16 protein-coding genes are annotated in these 20,836 nt (G+C 73.3%); 10 read left to right on the top strand and 6 right to left on the bottom strand.

Annotation, left to right across the window (positions count from 1 at the left end; translation table 11 throughout):
- Window positions 1-678 precede the first annotated feature (678 nt).
- From ACFV1J_RS38615 to ACFV1J_RS38585, 7 genes are all read left to right on the top strand, one after another.
- Complete coding sequence (locus ACFV1J_RS38615) at window positions 679-1,920, top strand: CapA family protein (protein ID WP_385866376.1); 1,242 nt, start codon at window positions 679-681, stop codon at window positions 1,918-1,920.
- Window positions 1,921-1,990: 70 nt separating this feature from the next.
- Window positions 1,991-2,611 carry a TetR/AcrR family transcriptional regulator gene (locus ACFV1J_RS38610; protein ID WP_385866373.1) on the top strand — a complete coding sequence of 207 codons (621 nt, stop codon included), beginning with the start codon at window positions 1,991-1,993 and terminating at the stop codon, window positions 2,609-2,611.
- Between the two features lie 203 nt (window positions 2,612-2,814).
- On the top strand, window positions 2,815-4,035 hold the full coding sequence (locus tag ACFV1J_RS38605) for a cytochrome P450 (protein WP_385866371.1): 1,221 nt from the start codon (window positions 2,815-2,817) through the stop codon (window positions 4,033-4,035).
- Between the two features lie 90 nt (window positions 4,036-4,125).
- A complete protein-coding gene (locus ACFV1J_RS38600; RefSeq protein ID WP_385866369.1) occupies window positions 4,126-4,320 on the top strand; it encodes a ferredoxin in 195 nt (64 codons plus the stop codon).
- Window positions 4,317-5,588 (top strand): NAD(P)/FAD-dependent oxidoreductase, encoded by a 1,272-nt coding sequence (locus ACFV1J_RS38595; RefSeq protein WP_385866368.1) that lies wholly within the window; start codon window positions 4,317-4,319, stop codon window positions 5,586-5,588. The genes ACFV1J_RS38600 and ACFV1J_RS38595 overlap by 4 nt, the downstream gene beginning before the upstream one ends.
- 41 nt (window positions 5,589-5,629) lie before the next feature.
- Window positions 5,630-8,095: an excinuclease ABC subunit UvrA gene (uvrA, locus tag ACFV1J_RS38590; RefSeq protein WP_385866365.1), complete on the top strand. Its 2,466-nt coding sequence runs from the start codon at window positions 5,630-5,632 to the stop codon at window positions 8,093-8,095.
- 82 nt (window positions 8,096-8,177) lie between these two features.
- Window positions 8,178-8,390: an EF-hand domain-containing protein gene (locus tag ACFV1J_RS38585; protein ID WP_385866363.1), complete on the top strand. Its 213-nt coding sequence runs from the start codon at window positions 8,178-8,180 to the stop codon at window positions 8,388-8,390.
- A gap of 95 nt (window positions 8,391-8,485) precedes the next feature.
- On the opposite strand, the gene ACFV1J_RS38580 is transcribed toward ACFV1J_RS38585, so the two are convergent.
- On the bottom strand, window positions 8,486-10,873 hold the full coding sequence (locus tag ACFV1J_RS38580; RefSeq protein WP_385866362.1) for a GH92 family glycosyl hydrolase: 2,388 nt from the start codon (window positions 10,871-10,873) through the stop codon (window positions 8,486-8,488).
- Between the two features lie 129 nt (window positions 10,874-11,002).
- On the opposite strand from ACFV1J_RS38580, the gene ACFV1J_RS38575 reads away from it, so the two are divergent.
- A complete protein-coding gene (locus ACFV1J_RS38575; RefSeq protein WP_385866360.1) occupies window positions 11,003-11,950 on the top strand; it encodes a hypothetical protein in 948 nt (315 codons plus the stop codon).
- 432 nt (window positions 11,951-12,382) lie between these two features.
- Here the strand turns inward: ACFV1J_RS38575 and ACFV1J_RS38570 are convergent, their stop codons facing one another.
- The 4 genes from ACFV1J_RS38570 to ACFV1J_RS38555 all read right to left on the bottom strand — a co-directional run bounded on the left by ACFV1J_RS38570 (window position 12,383) and on the right by ACFV1J_RS38555 (window position 15,513).
- Complete coding sequence (locus tag ACFV1J_RS38570; protein WP_385866357.1) at window positions 12,383-13,840, bottom strand: amino acid permease; 1,458 nt, start codon at window positions 13,838-13,840, stop codon at window positions 12,383-12,385.
- Between the two features lie 140 nt (window positions 13,841-13,980).
- Window positions 13,981-14,196 carry a dodecin gene (locus ACFV1J_RS38565; protein WP_030808935.1) on the bottom strand — a complete coding sequence of 72 codons (216 nt, stop codon included), beginning with the start codon at window positions 14,194-14,196 and terminating at the stop codon, window positions 13,981-13,983.
- Between the two features lie 113 nt (window positions 14,197-14,309).
- Complete coding sequence (locus ACFV1J_RS38560) at window positions 14,310-14,771, bottom strand: universal stress protein (protein ID WP_385866355.1); 462 nt, start codon at window positions 14,769-14,771, stop codon at window positions 14,310-14,312.
- Between the two features lie 34 nt (window positions 14,772-14,805).
- Window positions 14,806-15,513, bottom strand: a complete 708-nt coding sequence (locus tag ACFV1J_RS38555; RefSeq protein ID WP_385866354.1) for a PAS domain-containing protein — start codon at window positions 15,511-15,513, stop codon at window positions 14,806-14,808.
- Between the two features lie 105 nt (window positions 15,514-15,618).
- Here ACFV1J_RS38555 and ACFV1J_RS38550 point away from each other — a divergent pair, with 105 nt between their 5' ends.
- Both ACFV1J_RS38550 and ACFV1J_RS38545 read left to right on the top strand, forming a co-directional pair.
- The gene (locus ACFV1J_RS38550; RefSeq protein ID WP_385866352.1) at window positions 15,619-18,813 is read left to right on the top strand and encodes a cytochrome P450; all 3,195 of its coding nucleotides are present in this window, start codon (window positions 15,619-15,621) and stop codon (window positions 18,811-18,813) included.
- Window positions 18,814-18,962: 149 nt separating this feature from the next.
- Window positions 18,963-20,126 (top strand): FAD-dependent monooxygenase, encoded by a 1,164-nt coding sequence (locus ACFV1J_RS38545; protein ID WP_385866350.1) that lies wholly within the window; start codon window positions 18,963-18,965, stop codon window positions 20,124-20,126.
- A gap of 34 nt (window positions 20,127-20,160) precedes the next feature.
- Here ACFV1J_RS38545 and ACFV1J_RS38540 read toward each other — a convergent pair whose 3' ends face one another.
- Complete coding sequence (locus tag ACFV1J_RS38540) at window positions 20,161-20,679, bottom strand: DUF2165 domain-containing protein (protein WP_385866348.1); 519 nt, start codon at window positions 20,677-20,679, stop codon at window positions 20,161-20,163.
- Window positions 20,680-20,836 lie beyond the last annotated feature (157 nt).

Here is a 20,836-nt window from a genome sequence, read left to right as displayed (position 1 = left end):
TGTGTGGACTGCTTCGCTTTACGTCCACACAACCGGCCCCTCCGGCCCGTCCCCTCCCGTTGGGGGGGAGGGAAGATGGTGGGTGGGGGTGGGCGTGGGGGGCTGCTGGGACCCTAGGGGAAGGTCGAACGGACCCCGTAAGGGTTGAGAGCGCCCCCTGCGGGGCCCCAACTCTGCGGACGGGTACGGGTATTCCCGCTCCCCAACGACACGCGGTACTCAACAGACAACGCTCGCCCCCACCGGCCTCTCACCACCCACCCCGGGAGGGGACAGACCGGAGGACGAAGTCTGTAGGGCTGTCACCGCACCCGACAAACAAACGCCCGCTGCCAGGCGCAACGGCGAGCAACAAGCGCGGCGCTGCAGTCGACAACGTACGCGGCGCCGCAAAGCGCAACGGCGAGACGCCCCGCGGCGGGAAAGACGTGCCGCCGCGGGGCCCCGCAAAGCGCAGACGCCCCGCGGCGGCACAGACGGCTACGTGCGGGGGCGCCGCAATGCGGTAACGGCGATGACCCCGACGGCGGGACGGCCAGGTACGTGGGAGGCGCCGCAAAGCGGCAACGGTGAGCGAGCCCCGCGGCGGGACAGCCAGGTACGTACGCGGTGCCGCAAAGCGCAGCGGAGCGGCCAGGTACGGGTGGGGCGCGGCGAGGCTCATGATATTTGTCGGGTATGAGTGCGTATGGGCGGTATTGGGTGGCTGGTCGGCGATGTGTGGTGGGGGCACTGGCCGGGGCGCTGGCCGGTGTGTTGGCCGCGGGGTGTGGGGCCGGGCGGCCGAGCGCGGGGGCCAGGCCGCGTGCGGAGGCGGAGGCGGAGGCGGCGGGGGCGGGCGCGCGGACGGGGGGCGAGGTCCGTCCGTCCGCGCACGGGCGGGTGCCTGTGGTTGAGGCCGGTGGTCGGGGGCCCTTTACGCTCGTTGTCGCGGGGGACGTCATTCCGACGCACCCCGAGGTGCGGGACACCGCGCAGGAGGACGCGCCCCTCGACGGGTACGACTTCCGGCCGACGCTCAAGGGGGTGGCGCCGGTCGTCGCCGGTGCCGATGTGGCGCTGTGTCATCTGGACGCACCGCTCGGCCCGCTCGACGGGCCGTTCACCGGCTATCCGCTGCTCCAGTCGCCGCCGCAGATCGCCACCGCACTCAAGGCCGTCGGCTACGACTCCTGCGGCACCGCGTCCCCGCACGCCCTCGACCAGGGCGTTCCCGGGGTCCGCCGGACCCTGGACGCGCTGGACACGGTCGGGCTGCGGCACTCCGGGTCGGCCCGGGATGCCGCCGAGGCCGACCGGCCGGTGCTGCTGCGGGCGCCCGGTGGGGCGCGGGTCGCCCATCTGTCGTACACCGACGGCATCGAGGGCGGCGGGCCGCCGGACGGTGCGCCCTGGGCGGTGAACCTGCTCGACGAGGAGCAGATCATCGCGGACGCACGGGCGGCCCGGCGGGCGGGTGCCGACGTCGTGGTCGTCAGCCCGGCCTGGGGCACCGAGTACCGGACCGCGCCGGACGAGGAACAGCTCGCCCTGGCCCGGGCGCTCACCTCCGCCGAGACCGACGGCCGGCCCGACATCGACCTGGTCGTCGGCACCCACGCGCACACCCCGCAGCCGTACGAGAAGGTCAACGGCACCTGGGTCGTCTACGGGCTCGGCGACCAGCTCTCCGGTGCGATGCGGCAGCCGCGCGGCAACTGGGGCACCCTCGCCCGCTTCCGGTTCGCGCCGCCCGAGCGGCCCGGCGGACGCTGGCGGGTCACCGAGGCCGCCTACGTCCCGCAGCTCGCCGAGCAGGGCACGCGGGTCCGGGTGCGGAACCTCGCCCGGACCGGCGCGCACCGGGACGTCCGGAACCGGATCGGCGCGGCGGTGCTGAGCCGGGGCGCCGCGGAGGACGGGCTGACGATGGGGCGGTGAGGCCGACGGCCGTGGTGTGAAACCCTGGTCGCACATCCGTCGGCAGGCGCAGGGAAGGGACCGGAGCGCAATGAGCGAGCGTGCGGCCGTCCGGCCCCGTAACCCCCGTGGGCAGGGCGAGCGTCTGCGGGAGGAACTGCTGCGGGCCACCGAACGGCTCCTGGAGCAGGTCGGCAGCGAGGACGCGCTGTCGCTGCGGGCGGTCGCCCGGGAGGCCGGCGTCGCCGCCCCGAGCATCTACCGGCACTTCTCCGACAAGACCGAACTGGTCTGGGCGACCCTGGAGGTCAGCTACGAGCGGCTGGCCACGGCGATGGCCGAGGCCGCCGCCCGGGCCGCCGCGGACGACCCGGTGGCGCGGCTGCGCGCCCAGCTGCGGGCCTACTGCCGTTACGCCGTCGCCCACCCGGCCACCTACCGCCTGCTGTACGAGACCCGGCAGACCCCGGTCGGCCCCGAGCGGCTGGCCGGCCATCCCGCCGGGCTGCTGGTGCGCAGCTGGCAGCGGGCGCTGACCGCCTGTGAGGACGCCGGCTGGCGGGTGCGGGGGTCGCGCTCCGAGGCGCCGTACGTGCTGTGGTCGGCCGTGCACGGCCGGGTGATGCTCTGGCAGGTCATGCCCAGTCGCAAGGACGCCCGCCGGCTGGACCGTTTCGTCGACGAGATGCTGCAGTTGTTGTTGGAGCGCTGAGCGCGCGCCCGTACCGGCGGTAGCGGCTGGTCCGCGCCCGGCCACTCCGCCCCGAGACCCTGTCATGTCTCCTCTCACCTCGCCCCCGACGCGTTTATCCGTGTATTACACATGTAAGTTTACAGTCGTTAGGCGAACGTTCGGCTCAGGGTGCACGCCCCTGGCGGCGTGCGTGCACCCGCACGATGAAGGAGATGAGCGCAATGACACTTTCCACCGCCCCGGCGCCGCTGCCCGTCGAGCCCCCGAGCGGCTGCCCCTTCGACCCACCGGCCGAGTTCGGCGCCCTGCGCGCCACCCGGCCGATCTCCAAGGTCGGTCTGCCGGACGGCAGTTGGGCCTGGCTCGTGACGCGCTACGCCGACATCCGGGCCGTCCTCGGGGACCTCCGCTTCAGCTCCGACACCACCGTCCACGGCTATCCGCGGAGCGGGATGACCGGCGGCGGCAGCACCCGGAACCGCGGCTTCATCCGCAGGGACCCGCCGGAGCACACCCGGCTGCGCCGCATGGTCACGCGCGAGTTCATGGTCAAGCGGGTCGAGGCGCTGCGCCCGGAGATCCAGCGCCTCACCGACGGACTGTGCGACGCCATGGAGCGCGCCGAGGGGCGCGAGGAGGGCGGTGTGGACCTGGTCGAGGCGCTGGCGCTGCCGGTCCCGTCCCTCGTCATCAGCCTGCTGCTGGGCGTGCCGTACGACGACCACGAGGTCTTCCAGCGGCTCACCGGCACCCTGCTCTCCCGCACGGTCACGGATGCGGAACGCGAGGTGGCGCGGCGTGAACTGCACGACTACCTCGATCGGTTGGTCACCGCGAAGGAGGCCGACCCGGGCGAGGACATCCTGGGCCGGCTGATCGTCGAACAGCAGCGGACCGGCGAGATCACCCACGAGGAGGTGACCGCCTTCGCCGCCCTGCTGCTGATCGCCGGGCACGAGACCACCGCCAACATGATCGGGCTGAGCGCGCTGACCCTGATGCGCGACCCGGAGACCGCCGAACGGCTGCGGCAGGAACCCGCCCTGATCCGCGGCGCCGTCGAGGAACTCCTGCGGTTCCACAGCATCATCCGCAACGGCCCCCGCCGGGTCGCCACCGAGGACGTCGAGATCGACGGGCACCTCATCCGGGCCGGCGAGGGCGTCGTGGTGGCCGTCCCCTCCGGCAACCGCGACGAGACCGTCTTCCCCGAACCTGACCGGCTCGACATCGCCCGTCCCAACGCCCAGCACCACATCGCCTTCGGCTACGGCATCCACCAGTGCCTCGGCCAGGCCCTGGCCCGGGTCGAACTCCAGGTCGTCATCGGTACGTTGCTGCGCCGCTTCCCGGGGATGCGGCCGGCGGTGCCGATCGGGGAGATCCCGTTCCGTACCGACATGTCGATCTATGGCTGCCACGCCCTGCCCGTCACCTGGTAGACCGGCAAGCCGTTCCCTCCCGTCACTTCACCCACCACTTCACCCCCCCAAGTCCACGCCCAACTTCACCCACCCCCACGGAGAATCGCCATGAAGATCACCCTCGACGCCGACAAGTGCTGCGGCGCCGGCCAGTGCGTGCTGATCGCCCCCGAGGTCTTCGACCAGCGTGACGAGGACGGCATCGTGGTGCTGCTCGACGCCGAACCGCCGGCCGAGCGGCACGACGCGGTCCGCGAGGCCGCCGCCGTCTGCCCGGCCGCCGTCATCGAGGTCCACGCATGACCAGCCGCCCGATAGCCGTCGTCGGCGCCTCCGCGGCCGGCCTCGCCGCGGCCGAGGCGCTGCGCCGCTTCGGCTGGACCGGTCCGCTCGTGCTCATCGGCGACGAGCCCCATCTCCCGTACGACCGGCCGCCGTTGTCCAAGCAGCTGCTGCACGGCGCCTGGGAACCGGAGCGCGTTCTGCTGCGCACCAAGGACCAGCTCGACCCGCTCGGCCTCGACCTGCGGCTCGGCACCCGGGCCACCCGTCTGGACGTGGCCGCCCGGGCCCTGACCCTGGACACCGGCGAACGGCTCGAATGCGCCGGGGTGATCATCGCCACCGGGGTCGCGGCCCGTACGCTACCCGGCGCCGATGCGCTCACCGGCGTCCACACCCTGCGCACCCTCGACGACGCCCTGGCGCTGCGCGGCCGGCTGGCCGACGGCGGCCGCCGCCTGGTGATCGTCGGCAACGGCGTACTGGGCTGCGAAGCGGCCGCCGTGGCAACGGAGTTGGGGCACGAGGTGACCCTCGTCGGCCGCGACCCGGTGCCCATGGCCGCCGCGGTCGGCACCGCGGTCGGGGAACTGCTCGCCGAGGAGCACCGGGCCCGCGGGGTCACCCTGCGCACCGGCGCGGTGGACGGCTTCGAAACCGTCGGGGACACGGTCGCCGCGGTCCGGCTGGCCGGTGGGCGTCACCCCGGCAAGGCGGAAGGCACCCGGCTGCCCGCCGACACCGTGCTGCTCGCCATCGGGTCCACGCCCGCCGTCGGCTGGCTGGGCGACGACCCGGCCCTGGACACCACCGACGGGCTGCGCTGCGACGCGTACTGCGCCGCCGCCCCCGGCATCTACGCCGCCGGCGACGTGGCCCGCTGGGAGCACCCGGTGCACGGCCGTCCGCTGCGCATCGAGCACCGGATGAACGCCACCGAACAGGGCATGGCCGCCGCCCGCAACCTGCTCGCCGAACTGGCCGCGGACGGCGCCGACACCCCGGAGCGCCGCCCGTTCGCCCCGGTCCCGTACTTCTGGTCCGACCAGTACGACCTCAAGATCCAGGCGTACGGGCCGATCGCGGGGGCCGACCGGGGCGAAACGCCCGTGCTCGACCGCGCCGGGCGCCGCGTCCTCGCGCTCTACGGCCGGGAAGGCCGCGCGGTCGGCGTGCTCGCCGCCGGGCTGCCGCCGCGCCAGATCCGGGCGCTGCGGGCCGTCGTCGCCACCCCGCTGCCCTGGGACGAGGCGCTGACGCGCATCGACGCCGCGACCGCCACCGGCTGACGGGTCCCCGGACACCGCGGACCGTGCCCGATCATGGACGGATGGCCGACTCGTACGTACGGGTGCGCGGCGCCCGTGAGCACAACCTCCGCACCATCGACGTGGACATCCCGAGGGACGCGCTGGTCGCGTTCACCGGGGTGTCCGGGTCGGGCAAGTCCTCCCTCGCCTTCGGCACCCTCTACGCCGAGGCCCAGCGCCGCTACTTCGAGTCGGTGGCCCCCTACGCCCGGCGGCTGATCCACCAGGTCGGCGCGCCCAAGGTCGAGGACATCACCGGACTGCCGCCGGCCGTCGCACTGGAACAGCGGCGCTCCGCGCCCACCTCCCGCTCCTCCGTCGGCACCGTCACCACCCTCTCCAACACCCTCCGGATGCTCTTCTCCCGCGCCGGCGACCACCCGGAAGGCACGACCGAACGGCTCGATTCCGACGCCTTCTCGCCGAATACCGCGGCCGGCGCCTGCCCCGCGTGCCACGGCCTGGGCACCGACCACCGCGTCACCGAACAGTCCCTCGTCCCCGACCCCACGCTGTCCGTCCGCGAGGGCGCCATCGCCGCCTGGCCCGGCGCCTGGCAGGGCAAGAACCTCCGCGACATCCTCGCCACCCTCGGCCACGACATCGACCGGCCCTGGCACGAACTCCCGCAGGCCGACCGCGACTGGATCCTGTTCACCGACGAACAGCCCGTCGTCACCGTCCACCCGGTCCGCGAGGCCGGCCGTATCCAGCGCCCCTACAAGGGCCAGTACATGAGCGCCCGCCGCTACGTCCTGCACACCTTCGCCGACTCCAAGAGCGAGACCCTCAGACGGCGCGTCCAGGGCTTCATGGTCGCCGAGCCCTGCCCGCAGTGCGCCGGCCGGCGGCTGCGCCCCGAGGCGCTCGCCGTCACCTTCGAGGGCCGCGACATCGCCACCCTCGCCGGGCTGCCGCTCGGCGCCCTCGCCGCACTCCTCCGCCCCACCGCCGCCCGCACCGACGACGAGGTCGCCCCGGCGCTCGCCCGCGACCTCGTGGCCCGCATCGAGGTCCTCACCGAACTCGGCCTCGGCTACCTCAGCATGGACCGGCCCGCACCCACCCTGTCCGCGGGCGAACTCCAGCGGCTGCGGCTCGCCACCCAGCTGCGCTCCGGCCTCTTCGGCGTCGTCTACGTCCTCGACGAACCGTCCGCCGGACTCCACCCGGCCGACACCGAGGCCCTGCTCACCGTCCTCGGCCGCCTCAAGGACGCCGGGAACACCCTGTTCGTGGTCGAGCACGACATGGACGTGGTACGGCACGCCGACTGGATCGTGGACATCGGACCGCGCGCCGGCGAACACGGCGGCCAGGTGCTGCACAGCGGCCCGGTCGCCGCCCTCGCCGACGCCGAGCACTCCGCCACCCGCCGCTACCTCTTCGCCACCGAACCGCCCCCGCAGCGCACCCCGCGCACCCCCTCCGGGACGCTGACCCTGCGCGGCGTCACCCTGCACAATCTGCGCGGACTGGACGCGGCCTTCCCGCTCGGCGTCTTCACCGCGGTCACCGGCGTCTCCGGATCGGGCAAATCGACCCTGGTCACCCGGGTCCTCGCGGAGACCGTACGGGACCACCTCGGCGCCGGCCGGGCCGACGCCGCCGAGGACACCACCGAGGCCGGAGCGGAAGCCGGACCGATGGCCCGCGCCCAACTCAGCGGCGCCGACGGCCTGGCGGCGATCGACCGGCTGGTCCGCGTCGACCAGAAACCGATCGGCCGCACCCCGCGCTCCAACCTCGCCACCTACACCGGACTGTTCGACGCGGTGCGGAAGGTCTTCGCCGCCACCGACGAGGCCCGGGCCCGCGGCTACACCGCCGGACGGTTCTCCTTCAACGTCGCCGCCGGCCGCTGCGAGACCTGCCAGGGCGAGGGCTTCGTCGCCGTGGAACTCCTCTTCCTCCCCGGCACGTACGCACCGTGCACCACCTGCCACGGCGCCCGCTACAACTCCGAAACCCTCCAGATCACCTACCGGGACCGGACCATCGCGGACGTCCTCGAGCTGACCGTGGACAGCGCCACGGACTTCCTCGCCGACGTCCCCGCCGCCGCCCGCAGCCTGCGCACCCTCCAGGACGTCGGCCTCGGCTACCTCCGGCTCGGCCAGCCCGCGACCGAACTGTCCGGCGGCGAGGCCCAGCGCATCAAACTCGCCACCGAACTCCAGCGCACCCGCCGCGGCCACACCCTCTACCTGCTCGACGAGCCCACCACCGGGCTGCACCCCGCCGACACCGAGGTACTGCTGCGCCAGCTGCACGGCCTGGTCGACGCCGGCCACACCGTCGTGGTCGTCGAACACGACATGGGCGTGGTCGCCGGCGCCGACCACGTCATCGACCTCGGCCCGGGCGGCGGCGCCGACGGCGGCCGGATCGTGGCCGAGGGCACCCCCGCCCAGGTCGCCGCCGCCCCGGGCAGCCGCACCGCCCCCTATCTGGCCCGGCGGAGGGGGCACCCGGGCCCGTCCTGACGGTCCGCTAATGTACGCAGGTCGGATCACCAGGCAACACCACCGCGCAGCACTGCGCAGCACCACGAAGGGGGCACCTCCCATGGCAGACATCAACGAGGCCAGGGCGACGTTCGACCGGTACGACGCGGACGGCGACGGCCAGGTCACGCCGGACGAGTTCAAGCGGGCGATGGCGGAGATGGGCGATCCGTTCGTCACCGGCCCGGTCGCCGAGGCCGTCATCAAGGCCAAGGACACCGACCACGACGGCACCATGTCCTTCGACGAGTTCTGGCAGGCCCTGCAGGGCTGACGCCCGCACCCCGCCTGCGGCACGCACACCCCCTTCGCCGCCCGCTCGCCCGCGACCGCGCGTCGTGCCGCCGGCCGCGGGCGAACGGGGTGCGGTCACCGCCGGGCGGCCGTACCACCCGGCGCCGTGGTGCCCACCGGCGGCGGCGCGGCCCGCTCGCCGGTACCCCAGCCGGACGGCTCCGCACCGACCCTGAAGGCCAGTTCCCGGCCGCCGCGCAGCTCACCGGTGGTCAGATACGTACGGTCCCGGTCGGCACCGTCCAGACGGACCGACTGGACATAACGCTGCGACGCGGACGTACCGGGCGCGGTGATGGTGAAGTGCCCCGCCGGGTAATAGCGCCGGTCCAGCGTCAGCTCCACCCGGTCGAAGACCGGTGTGCTCAGCCCCCAGGTGTCGGTGCCCGGCTGCACCGGGAACACCCCGATCGACGACAGCACCATCCACGCCGACATCGTCCCCAGATCGTCGTTCCCGGTCATCCCACTGGGCGTGTCGGTGAACAGCGTCAGCGCCGCATGCACCACGTCCGTCGTCTTCCACGGCCGGCCGGTGGACAGATAGGTGTACGGAGCGATCAGGTCCGGTTCGTTCTGCGGGTTGTACTTGTCCGCGTTGTAGTAGTCGTACGGCCCGTTGACCCACACCTCCCGGGCGGTCCTCTCCGGATCCGCCAGCAGCTTCCGGTACGCGAAGAACGCATCGAGCCGCTCGTCCGCCGCGTCCCGGCCGCCGATCAGCTTGAGCATCCCGGGCAGGTCCTGCGGCACCAGCCACTGGTACTGCCAGGACGTGCCCTCGTGGAAGCCCTCGCTCTTGGCCGGGTCGGCCGGGCCGGTGAACGCCCCGTGCTCGTCCCGGGCCCGGAAGAAGCCGGTCGACGGATCGAAGATCTTCCGGTAGTTCCGCGCCCGGGCCGCATAGCGGTCGGCGTCCGCGGTGTGCCCCAGGTCCCGCGCCATCCGCGCCAGCATCGCGTCCGACAAGGCGTATTCCAGGGTCGCCGAGGCACCGTGGTCGAAGTCCGAGTCGCCGGGCTTGTGATGCGGGCGGCCCTTGACGTACGGCACGAAACCGTCCCTCAGATACTCCGCGTTCGCCTCCCGCCCGACGGCCGGCGACGCGGCCGGCGGCACCCCGTCGGCGTTCTTCCTGAGCGCGGCGTACGCCTCCTCCTCATGGCCCTTCAACAGGCCCTGTTGATAGGCGTTGGTGAGGAACGGGGTGACCGGGTCGCCGGTCATGATGTTCGTCTCGACCGTTCCGTAGCCCCACTTGGGCAGCCAGCCGCCCTCCTTGTCGATCCGCAGCACCGACAGCGCCATGTCACGCGACTCGTGCGGCGCCAGCAGCGCCAGCAGCTGCGCCTGGGTGCGGTAGGTGTCCCACAGCGACCAGTTCTGGTAGTAGGCGGAGCCGCCGAACTCGGCCGTCCGGTGCACCGCGCGGTCCCAGCCGGTGTAGCGGCCGTCCACGTCACTGCCGAGGTTCGGCGCCAGGAACGACCGGTAGAGCGAGGAGTAGAACGTCCGGCGCAGCGTCCGGCTGCCGCCTTCCGCCCGTACCAGGGCCAGCCGCCGCTCCCACGCGGCATCGGCCGCGGCCCGGACCCGGTCGAACGAACCCCCGCCCTCCGCGCGCAGATTGCGGGCCGCGCCCGTCGCGTCGACGTAACTGAGGGCCGTGGTCGCCTCGACCGTACGGTCCCCGCGGGTGTCGAAGCGGACGTACGCGCCGTGCCGGCCGCCCGCCGTGGACCCGCGCGACCCGGGCGTGACCGTGTCGCCCTCCCAGGTGCCGTACGAGGTGAACGGCCGGTTGAAGCGGGTGATCGTGTAGACGGTGTACGGCTCGGTGTCCTGGCAGAAGCCGCGGCCGGTGACGGCGGTGCGGACGGTGCGGGAGTCCAGCACCTCGACCTTGGTGGAGACCGTCCGGTGCAGCGACTGCCCGGCGTTGAGCAGCACATTGGCCTTGTCGGTGGCCGGGAAGGTGTAGCGCTGCCGGCCGGTGCGGGCGGTGGCGGTCAGCTCGGCGGTGATGCCGCCGTACGAGGTCAGGCGGACCCGGTAGTAGCCGGGCCGGGCCGACTCGTCGTCATGGCGGAAAGCCGCCGCGTACTTGGCGTTGTCGGTCTCGGTGAGGTCGCCCGTGGTGGGCAGCACGGGCAGGTCACCGCCGAGCCCGCAGCCGACGCCGGAGATGTGCACCGAGCTGAAACCCCGGATGTGGTCGTCGTCGTAGCTGTAGCCGGTGGTGTGGCCGGTGTCGGGCGAGAGCTGCACCATGCCGAACGGGACCGCGGCGCCCGGGTAGGTGTTGCCGTCCTTCTGGCTGCCGATGAAGGGGTTGACCAGGTCGGTGAGCGTGCCGCCGGGCGGCGCGGCCTGCGCGGCGGGGGCGGTGAGCCCGCCTCCGACCAGCGCGGCCGCCAGCACCGCGCCCGCGGTACGCAGCCGATTGCGACTGGGCCATGGCATGAATCCGGACCTCCGGTTCGCCGACAACGTTGTCAGGGCGCGCTCATTCTTCGGGCCCGGCAGGTCGGCGTCAAGGGGCGGTACGGGGCCAACTACGGTGCGGCGCACGGGACTCGTTAGTCTCACCCGGTGCACACCGTCCCCGCCGACGTCGTCCGCTACGCGGCGGCCATCGAACCGTCCGAACTCGCCTGGGGCCGACTGAACGGCCGGCTGACCGCCGCCGACACCGTCCGGCTCGCCTTCCTCCGCCGCTGCGACCTGGGACCCTCCGGCCCCGGTGAGGCCTTCGCGCTGATCCATGCGCAGGGCCCGTCCGGGCCCGAACTGGACACGGTCTGCCGGCAGATCCCGGGCGTGGAGACCGCCGCCGCCGGTCGGATCTGGGACTACCTCACGCTGGCCGCGCGGAACGCGTCGGGGGGCGCGGGCGGGACGGGGGTGGTCGGTGCGGGGTCGGGTGGTGTGGGGGTGGCTGGTGCGGGGTCAGCTGGTGTGAGGGTGGCCGGTACGGGGGTCGCGGGTGCGGGATCGGCTGGTGTGGGGGTGGCTGATGTGGGGTCGGCCGGTAAAGGGACGGCCGGTGCGGGGGTGGCCGGTACGGAGGTGCGGGCGCGCCAACTGGCCGCCGGGCGGGCCGAGTTCCTGCTCGCCCGCGCCGCGTCGGGCCGGGGCATGAACTGGCAGGTGAGCGGGGCGCTGCTCGGCACCGACCGGCCGGAAGAGGTGGACGCCGCCTTGGAGCGCGGCGAGGAGCTGGTGGGCGTCGCGGTGATCGGTCTCGCGCTGACCCATCCCGACCCGGCGGCGATCCTGCCCAGGGTCGCCCGGGCTCTGGAGCGCGCTCTGGAGTCGTCGGACCACCGGCTGCGCCACCAGGGCCTCGTCGCCCTGGCCCACACCGCCCGGCTGCACGGCACCGTCGACCGCCCCTGCCTGGACCTGCTACGCCGCTGCCCGCGCGGCACCGAGGCGGACGACGACCTGTGGGCGTACGTACCCCGCCGCCGACTGCCGTGGTGGCTGTGGCGACACCGACTGGGCGGGCAACTACGGGGGTTGCGGCCGGGCGGGTGAGGGGCCGGGGCGTCGGGCGGTCGTGGCGGCGAGGGGCCGTGTCGGCGAGCTGCGGTGGCGGCGAATGGGCGTGGCGGCGAGCTGCGGTGGCGACGCGGGGGCCGTGTCGCGAGCTGGCGTGGTGGCAAAGGGCCGTGGCGGCGCGGGGCCGTGGCGGCGAGCTGCGGTGGCGGCGGCGAGGGGCCGTGGCGGGCCGGGGTGCTGCGGCCAGGTGCGCGCCGCGAAACCTCGCCTCCTGACCCGCCCACCCCCCGAAGGGGGGTGGGCGGCGGGGAAAAAGATGCGGCGAGGAAAAAGTGCGGCGGGGAATTGTGGGGCGTGGAAAAAGCGCGGCGTGGAAAATGCGCGGCGGGGGAGAAGAACGCAGGCACAGTCGCACGCACAGGCGCACGCGCAGGGGCCCGCGCACGCACAGGCGCCCGCGCACGCGCCTCAGCGCATCCCGCCCCCGGAACCCTCTCCCTCTCCCTCTCCCGCCCGCTCCGCGCGTTCCAGGTTCGAGTGTCGGTAGGAGTAGCTGAAGTAGATGACCATGCCGACGAGGAACCAGACCACGAACCGCACCCAGGTCTGCCACGCCAGGAACGTGATCAGCCAGAGCGAGAAGATCACGCCGAGCGCGGGCACGAACGGCATCCCCGGCGTACGGAACGTGCGCGGCAGTTCGGGGCGCTTGTAGCGGAGCACGATGACGGCCACGCACACCACCACGAACGCCAGCAGGATGCCGATGTTCGTCAGCTCGGCGGCCTCGCCGATCGGCAGGAAACCGGCGATGACCGCGGAGGCCACCCCGACGATCCAGGTCACTCGCGTCGGCACGTGGTGCGTGGGGCTGGTCTTGGCGAACCACTTCGGCAGCAGGCCGTCCCGGCTCATCGAGAACCACACCCGGGTCACCCCGAGCATGAAGGTGAACATGACGGTCAGGATGCCGATGATCGCGCCGACCGCGATGACGTCCGCGAGACCGTGCAGCCCCACCGACTTGAACGCCGAGGAGAAGCCGCTCTCCGGGTCGATGTCCTTGTAGTTCTGCATGCCCGTCAGCACCAGACAGGCCAGGACGTACAGCACCATCGAGATCGCCAGCGAGTACAGGATCGCCTTGGGCATGTGGCGCTGGGCGTCCTTGGACTCCTCCGCGGCGGTGCTCATCGCGTCGTAGCCGAAGACCGCGAAGAAGACGGTGGCCGCGCCGGTGAAGGCGCCGCTCACCCCGAACGGGAAGAACGGCGTGTAGTTCGCGGTGTTGATGTGGAAGAAGCCGACCGCGATGACGACCACGACGACCAGGACCTTCAGGCCCACCACGATCGTCTCGAAGCGCGCGGCGTTCTTGATGCCCAGGGTCAGCAGAAAGGCGATCAGCAGGCAGAGCACCGCCGCGAAGAGGTCGACGCGATGCCCCGGCCCGGTCCCCGGGGCGCCCAGCATCCAGGCGGGCAGATCGAGCCCCAGCTCACCGAGAAGAAAGCTGAAATATCCCGAGATGCCGATCGCGACGACCGCGACGATCGCGGTGTACTCCAGCAGCAGGTCCCAGCCGATGAACCACCCGGCCACCTCGCCGAGCACCGCATAGCCGTAGGTGTAGGCCGACCCCGCCTTCGGGATCAGCCCGGCGAATTCGGCGTACGAGAACGCCGCCGCGGCGCTCGCGATGCCCGCGACGAGGAAGGAGATCAGCACCGCGGGTCCGGCCTTGCCGTTCGCGACCGTGCCGGCGAGGGTGAAGATGCCGGCGCCGATGATGCCGCCGACGCCGATGGCGGTCAGCTGCCACAGCCCCAGCGCCCGGGTGAGCTGCTGGCTCGCCGGGCCCTCCGCCTCTTCGATGTGTTCGATCGGTTTGCGGCGCAATACGCCCTGTCCCGCGCGCAGGCCCATCTGGGATCCCTCCGTAGGCTCGCTCCGTCGTGGTCCGACGGCGGATCATCATGGACCCTCAAAGGCGCCTAAGGAAGGCGACTCCCTAGTACGGTGGCGACTCGCCGGGAGACGTACCCGGCAGGGGTGTCATCGGGGCGTCAATCGGCGTCCTCCAGCCGGAACCCGACCTTCATACCGACCTGGTAGTGGTCGATTTCGCCGTCGACGAGGTGTCCGCGCACTTCGGTGATCTCGAACCAGTCGAGATTGCGGAGGGTCTGCGAGGCGCGCTTGATGCCGTTTTTGATCGCCGCGTCCACGCTCTGCTGGGACGTTCCGACGATATCGGTCACGCGGTACGTGCGGTCGGTCACGGTGGTCTCCCTCGGCCGGGGCGGCGCTCCGCCCGTCCACCTCCCACCGTGCCTCAGGGCGGCCGACGCCACCAGCGGAGCGCCGCGGGCCCTACGGCCCCGAACGACACGCCCTACGGGACGACCGTGACCGGCCAGCGTCCCGCCTTGACCAGGCGGACCGCGACCGAGCCCATGATGCGGTGCCCGGCCGACTCCGAGGCGCCCACCACCACGGCGTCGGCCTTGAGCTCGTCGGCCATCTGCACCATGCCGTTGTACGGGTCGCCACGCAGCGTGTGGAACTCCCAGCGCACGTCGTAGATCCCCTGCAGCCGGTCGGTGGCCCTGCGGATCTCGGCCATCAGCTCCTCGGCCACCTCGTTGGTCGCGTCCACGACCGGCGCACCCATCGACGCCCCGGCCGGCAGCACCGGCTGGACGTAGACCAGGACGAGCTTCGAGCCCTGGCGCCGGGCGAGGCCGGACGCGTACGCGGCGGCGCGCCAGGACGAGTCGGAGCCGTCCACGCCGACGACGATGACCTTCGGGCCGTCCGTTCCGCGCTCGAACTGCGCGGCTGCGTTCTCCTCCACACCACGGAGGTTAACCGCACATGCGTGCTGATGGTCAGGCCGGGGCCGGTGGCCAGCTGTCCGCCGCCAGTACGCCCAGCACGTACGCCTTGGCGACCAGCGCGGTCCGGCCCTGCACCCGCCAGCGGCGGGACAGCCGGGACAGGTGGTAGTTCACCCCGTCAACGGTCAGTCCCAGGGACGCGCCGATCGACGCCGTCGTCGCGCCGCCGGCGGCCAGGGCCAGGATCCGGGTCTCCACCGGGCTCGCCGTGGCCCGCGGGGCCGGCGGCGGGGTGTCCTCGGTGGCCCGTAGCAGGGCCAGCAGGACCGGCGGCCGGCCGGACGGGTCGCCGACCGGGTCCACCGTCAGTTCCCCCTCGCGCTCGGTACCGTCGGCGGCCGACCGCCAGTGCACCTGGACCGGATACCGTGACCGGCGGCCCAGCCGCACCGCCTCGGCGATCCGCCGCAACTGCTCCTTCGCCCGGGGCCGGAACAGGGCCAGCAGATTGCGGCCGCGCAACTGGCCCGGCGCCGCGCCCCACAGCGTGGCCATCGCCGGATTGGCGATCAGCACCTCACCGTCGGCCCGGCACACCGCGATCGGCGTCGGGATGCGGTCCAGCAGGATCAGGAAGTAGTTGCGCCAGGGCCCGTCCGCGTACGGCCCGGCCGGATCGACCGGTCCGGCCCCGGCGGGTGACGGACGGGAGCCGGGCGGGTCCCCGTCCGGCGCACTGTCGGCGTGCCCGATGTCCATTGCTCCATCTCCGGTCCGCGCGCAAGAGCGAGCAGCGAAAAACCACTGCACAATCATGCAGTTGCCCGGGCCGGAGCTGCCCACCGGCCCCCTCACGCTGGAGACATGACCGACACCATCGCGCTCCACAGTGACGAACGCGCCGCCGATGACGGCATCCCGGTCGTCGACATCACGGCCGACGGGTTGACCTCGACGCCCATCCAGCAGTCCATGGACCTCGCCCGGACCCACGGACCGATCTTCAAGCGCCGGCTCGGCGAGCGCGAGACGCTCTTCCTCACCTCGCTCGACCTGGTCACCGAGGCCGCCGACGAGACCCGCTTCGCCAAGGGGGTGTCGGTCGTCCTGGAGAACGTCCGGGAGTTCGCCGGGGACGGTCTGTTCACCGCCTACAACGACGAGCCGAACTGGGCCAAGGCGCACGAGATCCTGATGCCGGCGTTCGCGCTGGGCTCGATGCGGACGTACCACCCGGCGATGCTGAAGGTCGCCCGGCGGGTCATGGCGAGCTGGGACCGGCGGCTGGCCGACGGCGCGCCGGTCCAGGTCGCGGAGGACATGACCCGGATGACGCTGGACACCATCGGGCTGGCCGGCTTCGGCTTCGACTTCGAGTCGTTCTCCCGCGGCGACTCCCCGCACCCGTTCGTCGAGGCGATGGTGCGCTGCCTCGAATGGAGCATGAAGAAGTTCGCCCGGGACCCGGGTGGCGACCACTCCGCGGCGGACGCGGCGTTCCGTGCGGACGCGGACTACCTCGCCTCCGTCGTCGACGAGGTCATCGCCGCGCGCACGGCGAGCGGCGAGACCGCCGAGGACGACCTGCTCGGGCTGATGCTCGCCGCCCGCGCGCTGGGGGACGGCAGCGGGGCCGAGGGACCCTCCCTCGACCTCGCGAACATCCGCAACCAGGTCATCACCTTCCTGATCGCCGGTCACGAGACCACCTCCGGCGCCCTCTCCTTCGCCCTCCACCACCTGCTCAAGGACCCGCTGGCGCTGCGGATGGTGCAGCGCGAGGCCGACGAGCTGTGGGGCGACCAGACCGACCCCGACCCGACCTTCGAGGACATCGGCCAGCTGCCGTTCACCCGGCAGGTCCTCAACGAGGCGCTGCGGCTGTGGCCCACCGCCGCCGCCTTCACCCGTCAGGCCCGCCAGGACACCGTGCTCGGCGGCCGCTACCCGGTCAAGGCCGGCCAACTGGTCACCGTGCTCACCCCGATGCTGCACCGCGACCCGTGCTGGGGCGACAACCCCGAGCTGTTCGACCCGTCCCGCTTCGCCCCGGAGGCCGAGGCGGCCCGCTCGCCGCACGCCTACAAGCCGTTCGGGACCGGTGAACGCGCCTGCATCGGGCGGCAGTTCGCGCTGCACGAGGCGACCATGCTGCTCGCCCTGCTCGCCCACCGCTACCGGCTGATCGACCACGCCGACTACCGGCTGCGCATCAAGGAGACCCTGACCCTCAAGCCCGACGGGTTCACCCTCAAGCTGGCCGCCCGTACGCCCGCCGACCGGGCCGCGGTGCGCGCAGCCCTGGGCGTCCTGCCCGGCGGCACCGCGGGATCCGGCTCCGCAGCCGACGCCACCACCGCCGACACCCTGCCCACCCGCGTCGTCCAGGGCACCGGGCTGCTGCTGTTGCACGGCAGCAACTACGGCACATGCCGCGAGTTCGCCGAGCGGCTCGCCGACGAGGCCACCGGGCTGGGCTGCGCCACCGAGGTCGCCCCGCTGGACGCCTGCGCCGACGGGCTGCCCGCCGACCGGCCCGTCGTCATCGTCGCCGCCTCCTACAACGGACAGCCCACCGACGACGCGGCCGCCTTCGTACGCTGGCTGCGGACCGCCGGGGACGGTGCCGCCGCGGACCGCCCGTTCGCCGTCCTCGGTGTCGGCGACCGCAACTGGGCCGCCACCTACCAGCACGTCCCCACCCTCATCGACGACCGGCTGGCCGCGCTCGGCGGCGACCGGATGCTGCCGCGCGCCGAGGCCGACGCCTCCGGCGATCTCAGCGGCACCGTCAAGGAGTTCACCACCGCACTGCGCACCGAACTGCTGACCCGCTACGGCGATCCCGCCAGCACCGGCGCGGCCGCCCCGGCCGCAGCGGACACCGGCTGGACCGTCACCGAGATCACCGGCGGACCGCTCGACGCGCTCGCCGCCCGGCACGAGCTGACCGAACTGACCGTCACCGAGGCCCACGACCTCACCGCGGAGGGCTGGCCGCGCCCCAAGCGGTTCCTGCGGCTCGCCCTGCCGGACGGTGTCACCTACCGCACCGCCGACCACCTCGCCGTGCTGCCGGTCAACGCCGCGGCCGCCGTCGAGCGGGCGGCCCGCGCCCTCGGTGCCGACCTCGACACCGTGCTCGCCCTGCACCCCGGCCGCCGCCCGGCCCGCGACACCCTGCCCGTCGACCGTCCCCTGACCGTACGCCAACTCCTCACCCACCACCTGGAGTTGGGGACCCGGCCGACCCCGGAGCAGCTCGCGGTGCTGGCCGCGCACAACCCGTGCCCGCCCGAGCGGCAGGCCCTGGAACACCTCGCCGAGGACGACCCGCGCACCCTGATCGAGCTGATCGAGGCCCACCCCGCTCTGCGCGGCCAACTGCCCTGGCCGGTGGTCCTCGACCTGCTGCCGCCGCTGCGCACCCGGCACTACTCGATCTCCTCCTCGCCCGCCACCGACGCCCGGCACGCCGAGCTGATGGTCTCGCTGCTGCCCGGCGGCACCGGCTCGACGTATCTGCACGGCCTGCGCCCCGGCGATGTGGTCCTGGCCCGGGTGCAGCCCTGCCGCGAGGCCTTCCGCCTCGACCCGGCCGACGCCACCCCGGTCGTCCTGGTCGCCGCCGGCACCGGCCTCGCCCCCTTCCGGGGCGCCGTGGCCGACCGGGTCGCGGCCGGCCAAACCGCGCCCGCCCGGCTGTACTTCGGCTGCGACGACCCCACGGCCGACTTCCTGCACGCCGCGGAGTTCGCCGCCGCCGAGGCGGCCGGGGTGCTCTCGGTACGCCCCGTCTTCAGCGAGCGCCCCGAGCACGGCCACCGCTTCGTCCAGCACCGGATCGCCGCCGAGGCCGCCGAGATCTGGGAACTCCTCCAGGCCGGCGCCCGGGTGTACGTCTGCGGCGACGGCAGCCGGATGGCCCCCGGTGTCCGGGCCGCCTTCCGGGAGGTGCACGCCGCGCACACCGGCGCCTCGGCCCAGGAGTCCGAGGCCTGGCTGCGCGAACTCACCGCCGCCGGTCGGTACATCGAGGACGTGTACGCGGCGGGCTGAGGACCGCCCCGCGGCACGGCCGTGATGTCCCCCGGCGGGCTGGATCTTCCGGTCCGCCGGAGGCAAGGTGGGCGGTGCGGCCGACCGGCCGCACCGCCGGCCACGACCCGGCCGGCGCACCGAGGGGGCACACCCGGGGGGACCACGGCATGCGCAAGGCACTGATCATCGGCGGCGGAATCGCGGGCGCGGTGACCGCCATGGCACTGCACAAGGCGGGCATCGAGGCGGAGGTCTTCGAGGCGTACCCGACCGGCGCGGACGACGTCGGCGCCTTCCTCGTCGTCTTCGCCAACGGCCTGGAGGCGCTCCGGGTGATCGACGCCCACGACCCGGTCGCCGCACACTCCTTCCCGGCCCGGCGGATCGCGGTGTTCGGCCACGACGGCAGCAAGGTCGGCGAGCGGCCCATCGCCGGCAGCGGCACCGGCCCCGGCCCGCGCACCCTGCGGCGCGCCACCCTCTACCAGGTGCTGCACGCCGAGGCGGCCCGCCGGGGAATCCCCGTACACCACGGGAAACGGCTGGTCGGCGCCGAGACGGTGGCGTCGGCCGGCGGGCAGCGGGTGGTCGCCACCTTCGCCGACGGCAGCCGCGCCGAGGGCGACCTGCTGATCGGCGCGGACGGACTGCACTCCGTCACCCGCACCCTCATCGACCCGGACGCACCCCGGCCGCGCCACACCGGCCAGCACACGGTCTGCGGCTACACCCCCGCCACCGGAGCCGAGGTGGCCCCGGAGACCTACACCATGATCCTCGGCGAACGCGCCTTCTTCGGCTGCACCCGCGCCCCCGACGGGGAGATCTGGTGGTTCGCCAACATCCCCGGCACCGAGGGCGACCGCACCGCCCTGCAGGCCGTCACCCCCGACGAGTGGCGCGACCGGGTCGCCGCGCGGTTCCCCGGCGACGCCACCCCGGCCGCCGCCCTCGTCCGCGCCACCGGCGACCGGGTCGTCGCCTCCAGCGCCTACGACATCGCCACCACGCCCACCTGGTACGACGACACCAAGGTCGTCCTCGGCGACGCCGCCCACGCGGCCGCGCCCAACGCCGCCCAGGGCGCCTCGATGGCCATCGAGGACGGCATCGTGCTGGCCCGCTGCCTGCGCGACCACGCCGACCCGCGGGCCGCCTTCGCGGCGTACGAGGAGCTGCGCCGGGAACGGGTGGAGAAGGTCGTCGCGGCCAGCGCCGGCCTCGCCGCCCGCACCGCCCCCGGCGGACCCGGCCGCCCCGCCGCCGGCCCCGGAGGCGGCGGCGCGGAGGACGGCGGCAACTGGCTGACGGACTACCGGATCGAGTGGTGACCGCCGGGCGCCCGCCCGCCGCGCGCCGGCCGGCTCAGGGCGCCGACGGCAGCCGGACGGCCAGCAGCGCGACCCCCGCGAACGTGATGTTGCGGGTCGCCGCCTCCAGGCCGTTCCAGGTCTTGGACTGCCACATCGAGAACCACTCCCCGCCGATCGCCAGGAAGCCCGCGCCGAACAACAGCAGCATCATCAGCAGACCGACGGTGCTCAGCATCCGGGCCCGGGCCACCTCGCCGCGCCGCAGACCCAGCGGCCACAGAACCGTGGCCACTATCAGCACCAGCGCGGTGACGCTCTCCCAGGCGATGATCGCCACATACGCGGCGTCCTGGAGGCCGGGCGAGGTGATGGCCCGCCACATCAGGTCCGGGTCCTTGAACGTGGTGTCCATCGCCAGGACATGCCGGACGAACTGCTGATTGGTCCCGAAGTCGGTGATGTTGCCGAAGGCGACGAGCGCCAGATAGAGCGCGACGGTGCCCGTCAGCACCGTCGCGACGAGTGGCTGTCCGGTACGCGGCAGCCGGCCGGTTGCGTGATTGTCGGCCATGGGCCCTCCCCAAGTCGGTCAAGTAAGGGGAGTTTCCCTCATCGTCACCGACCCCGCGGTCCCCACCCGCCCCAACTCCCGTACGCTGCTCCCCGATCGACCGGCCGGCCGGCCGGGCGATCGGCGTACGGGCCCACCGGCCGGGCCTCCGAGGGAC

The organism is Streptomyces sp. NPDC059649 (assembly GCF_042734445.1).
Classification (GTDB): Bacteria; Actinomycetota; Actinomycetes; order Streptomycetales; family Streptomycetaceae; genus Streptomyces.
Note: the sequence above shows the minus strand (reverse complement) of the source record. Positions and strands in the feature narration are given on the sequence as shown.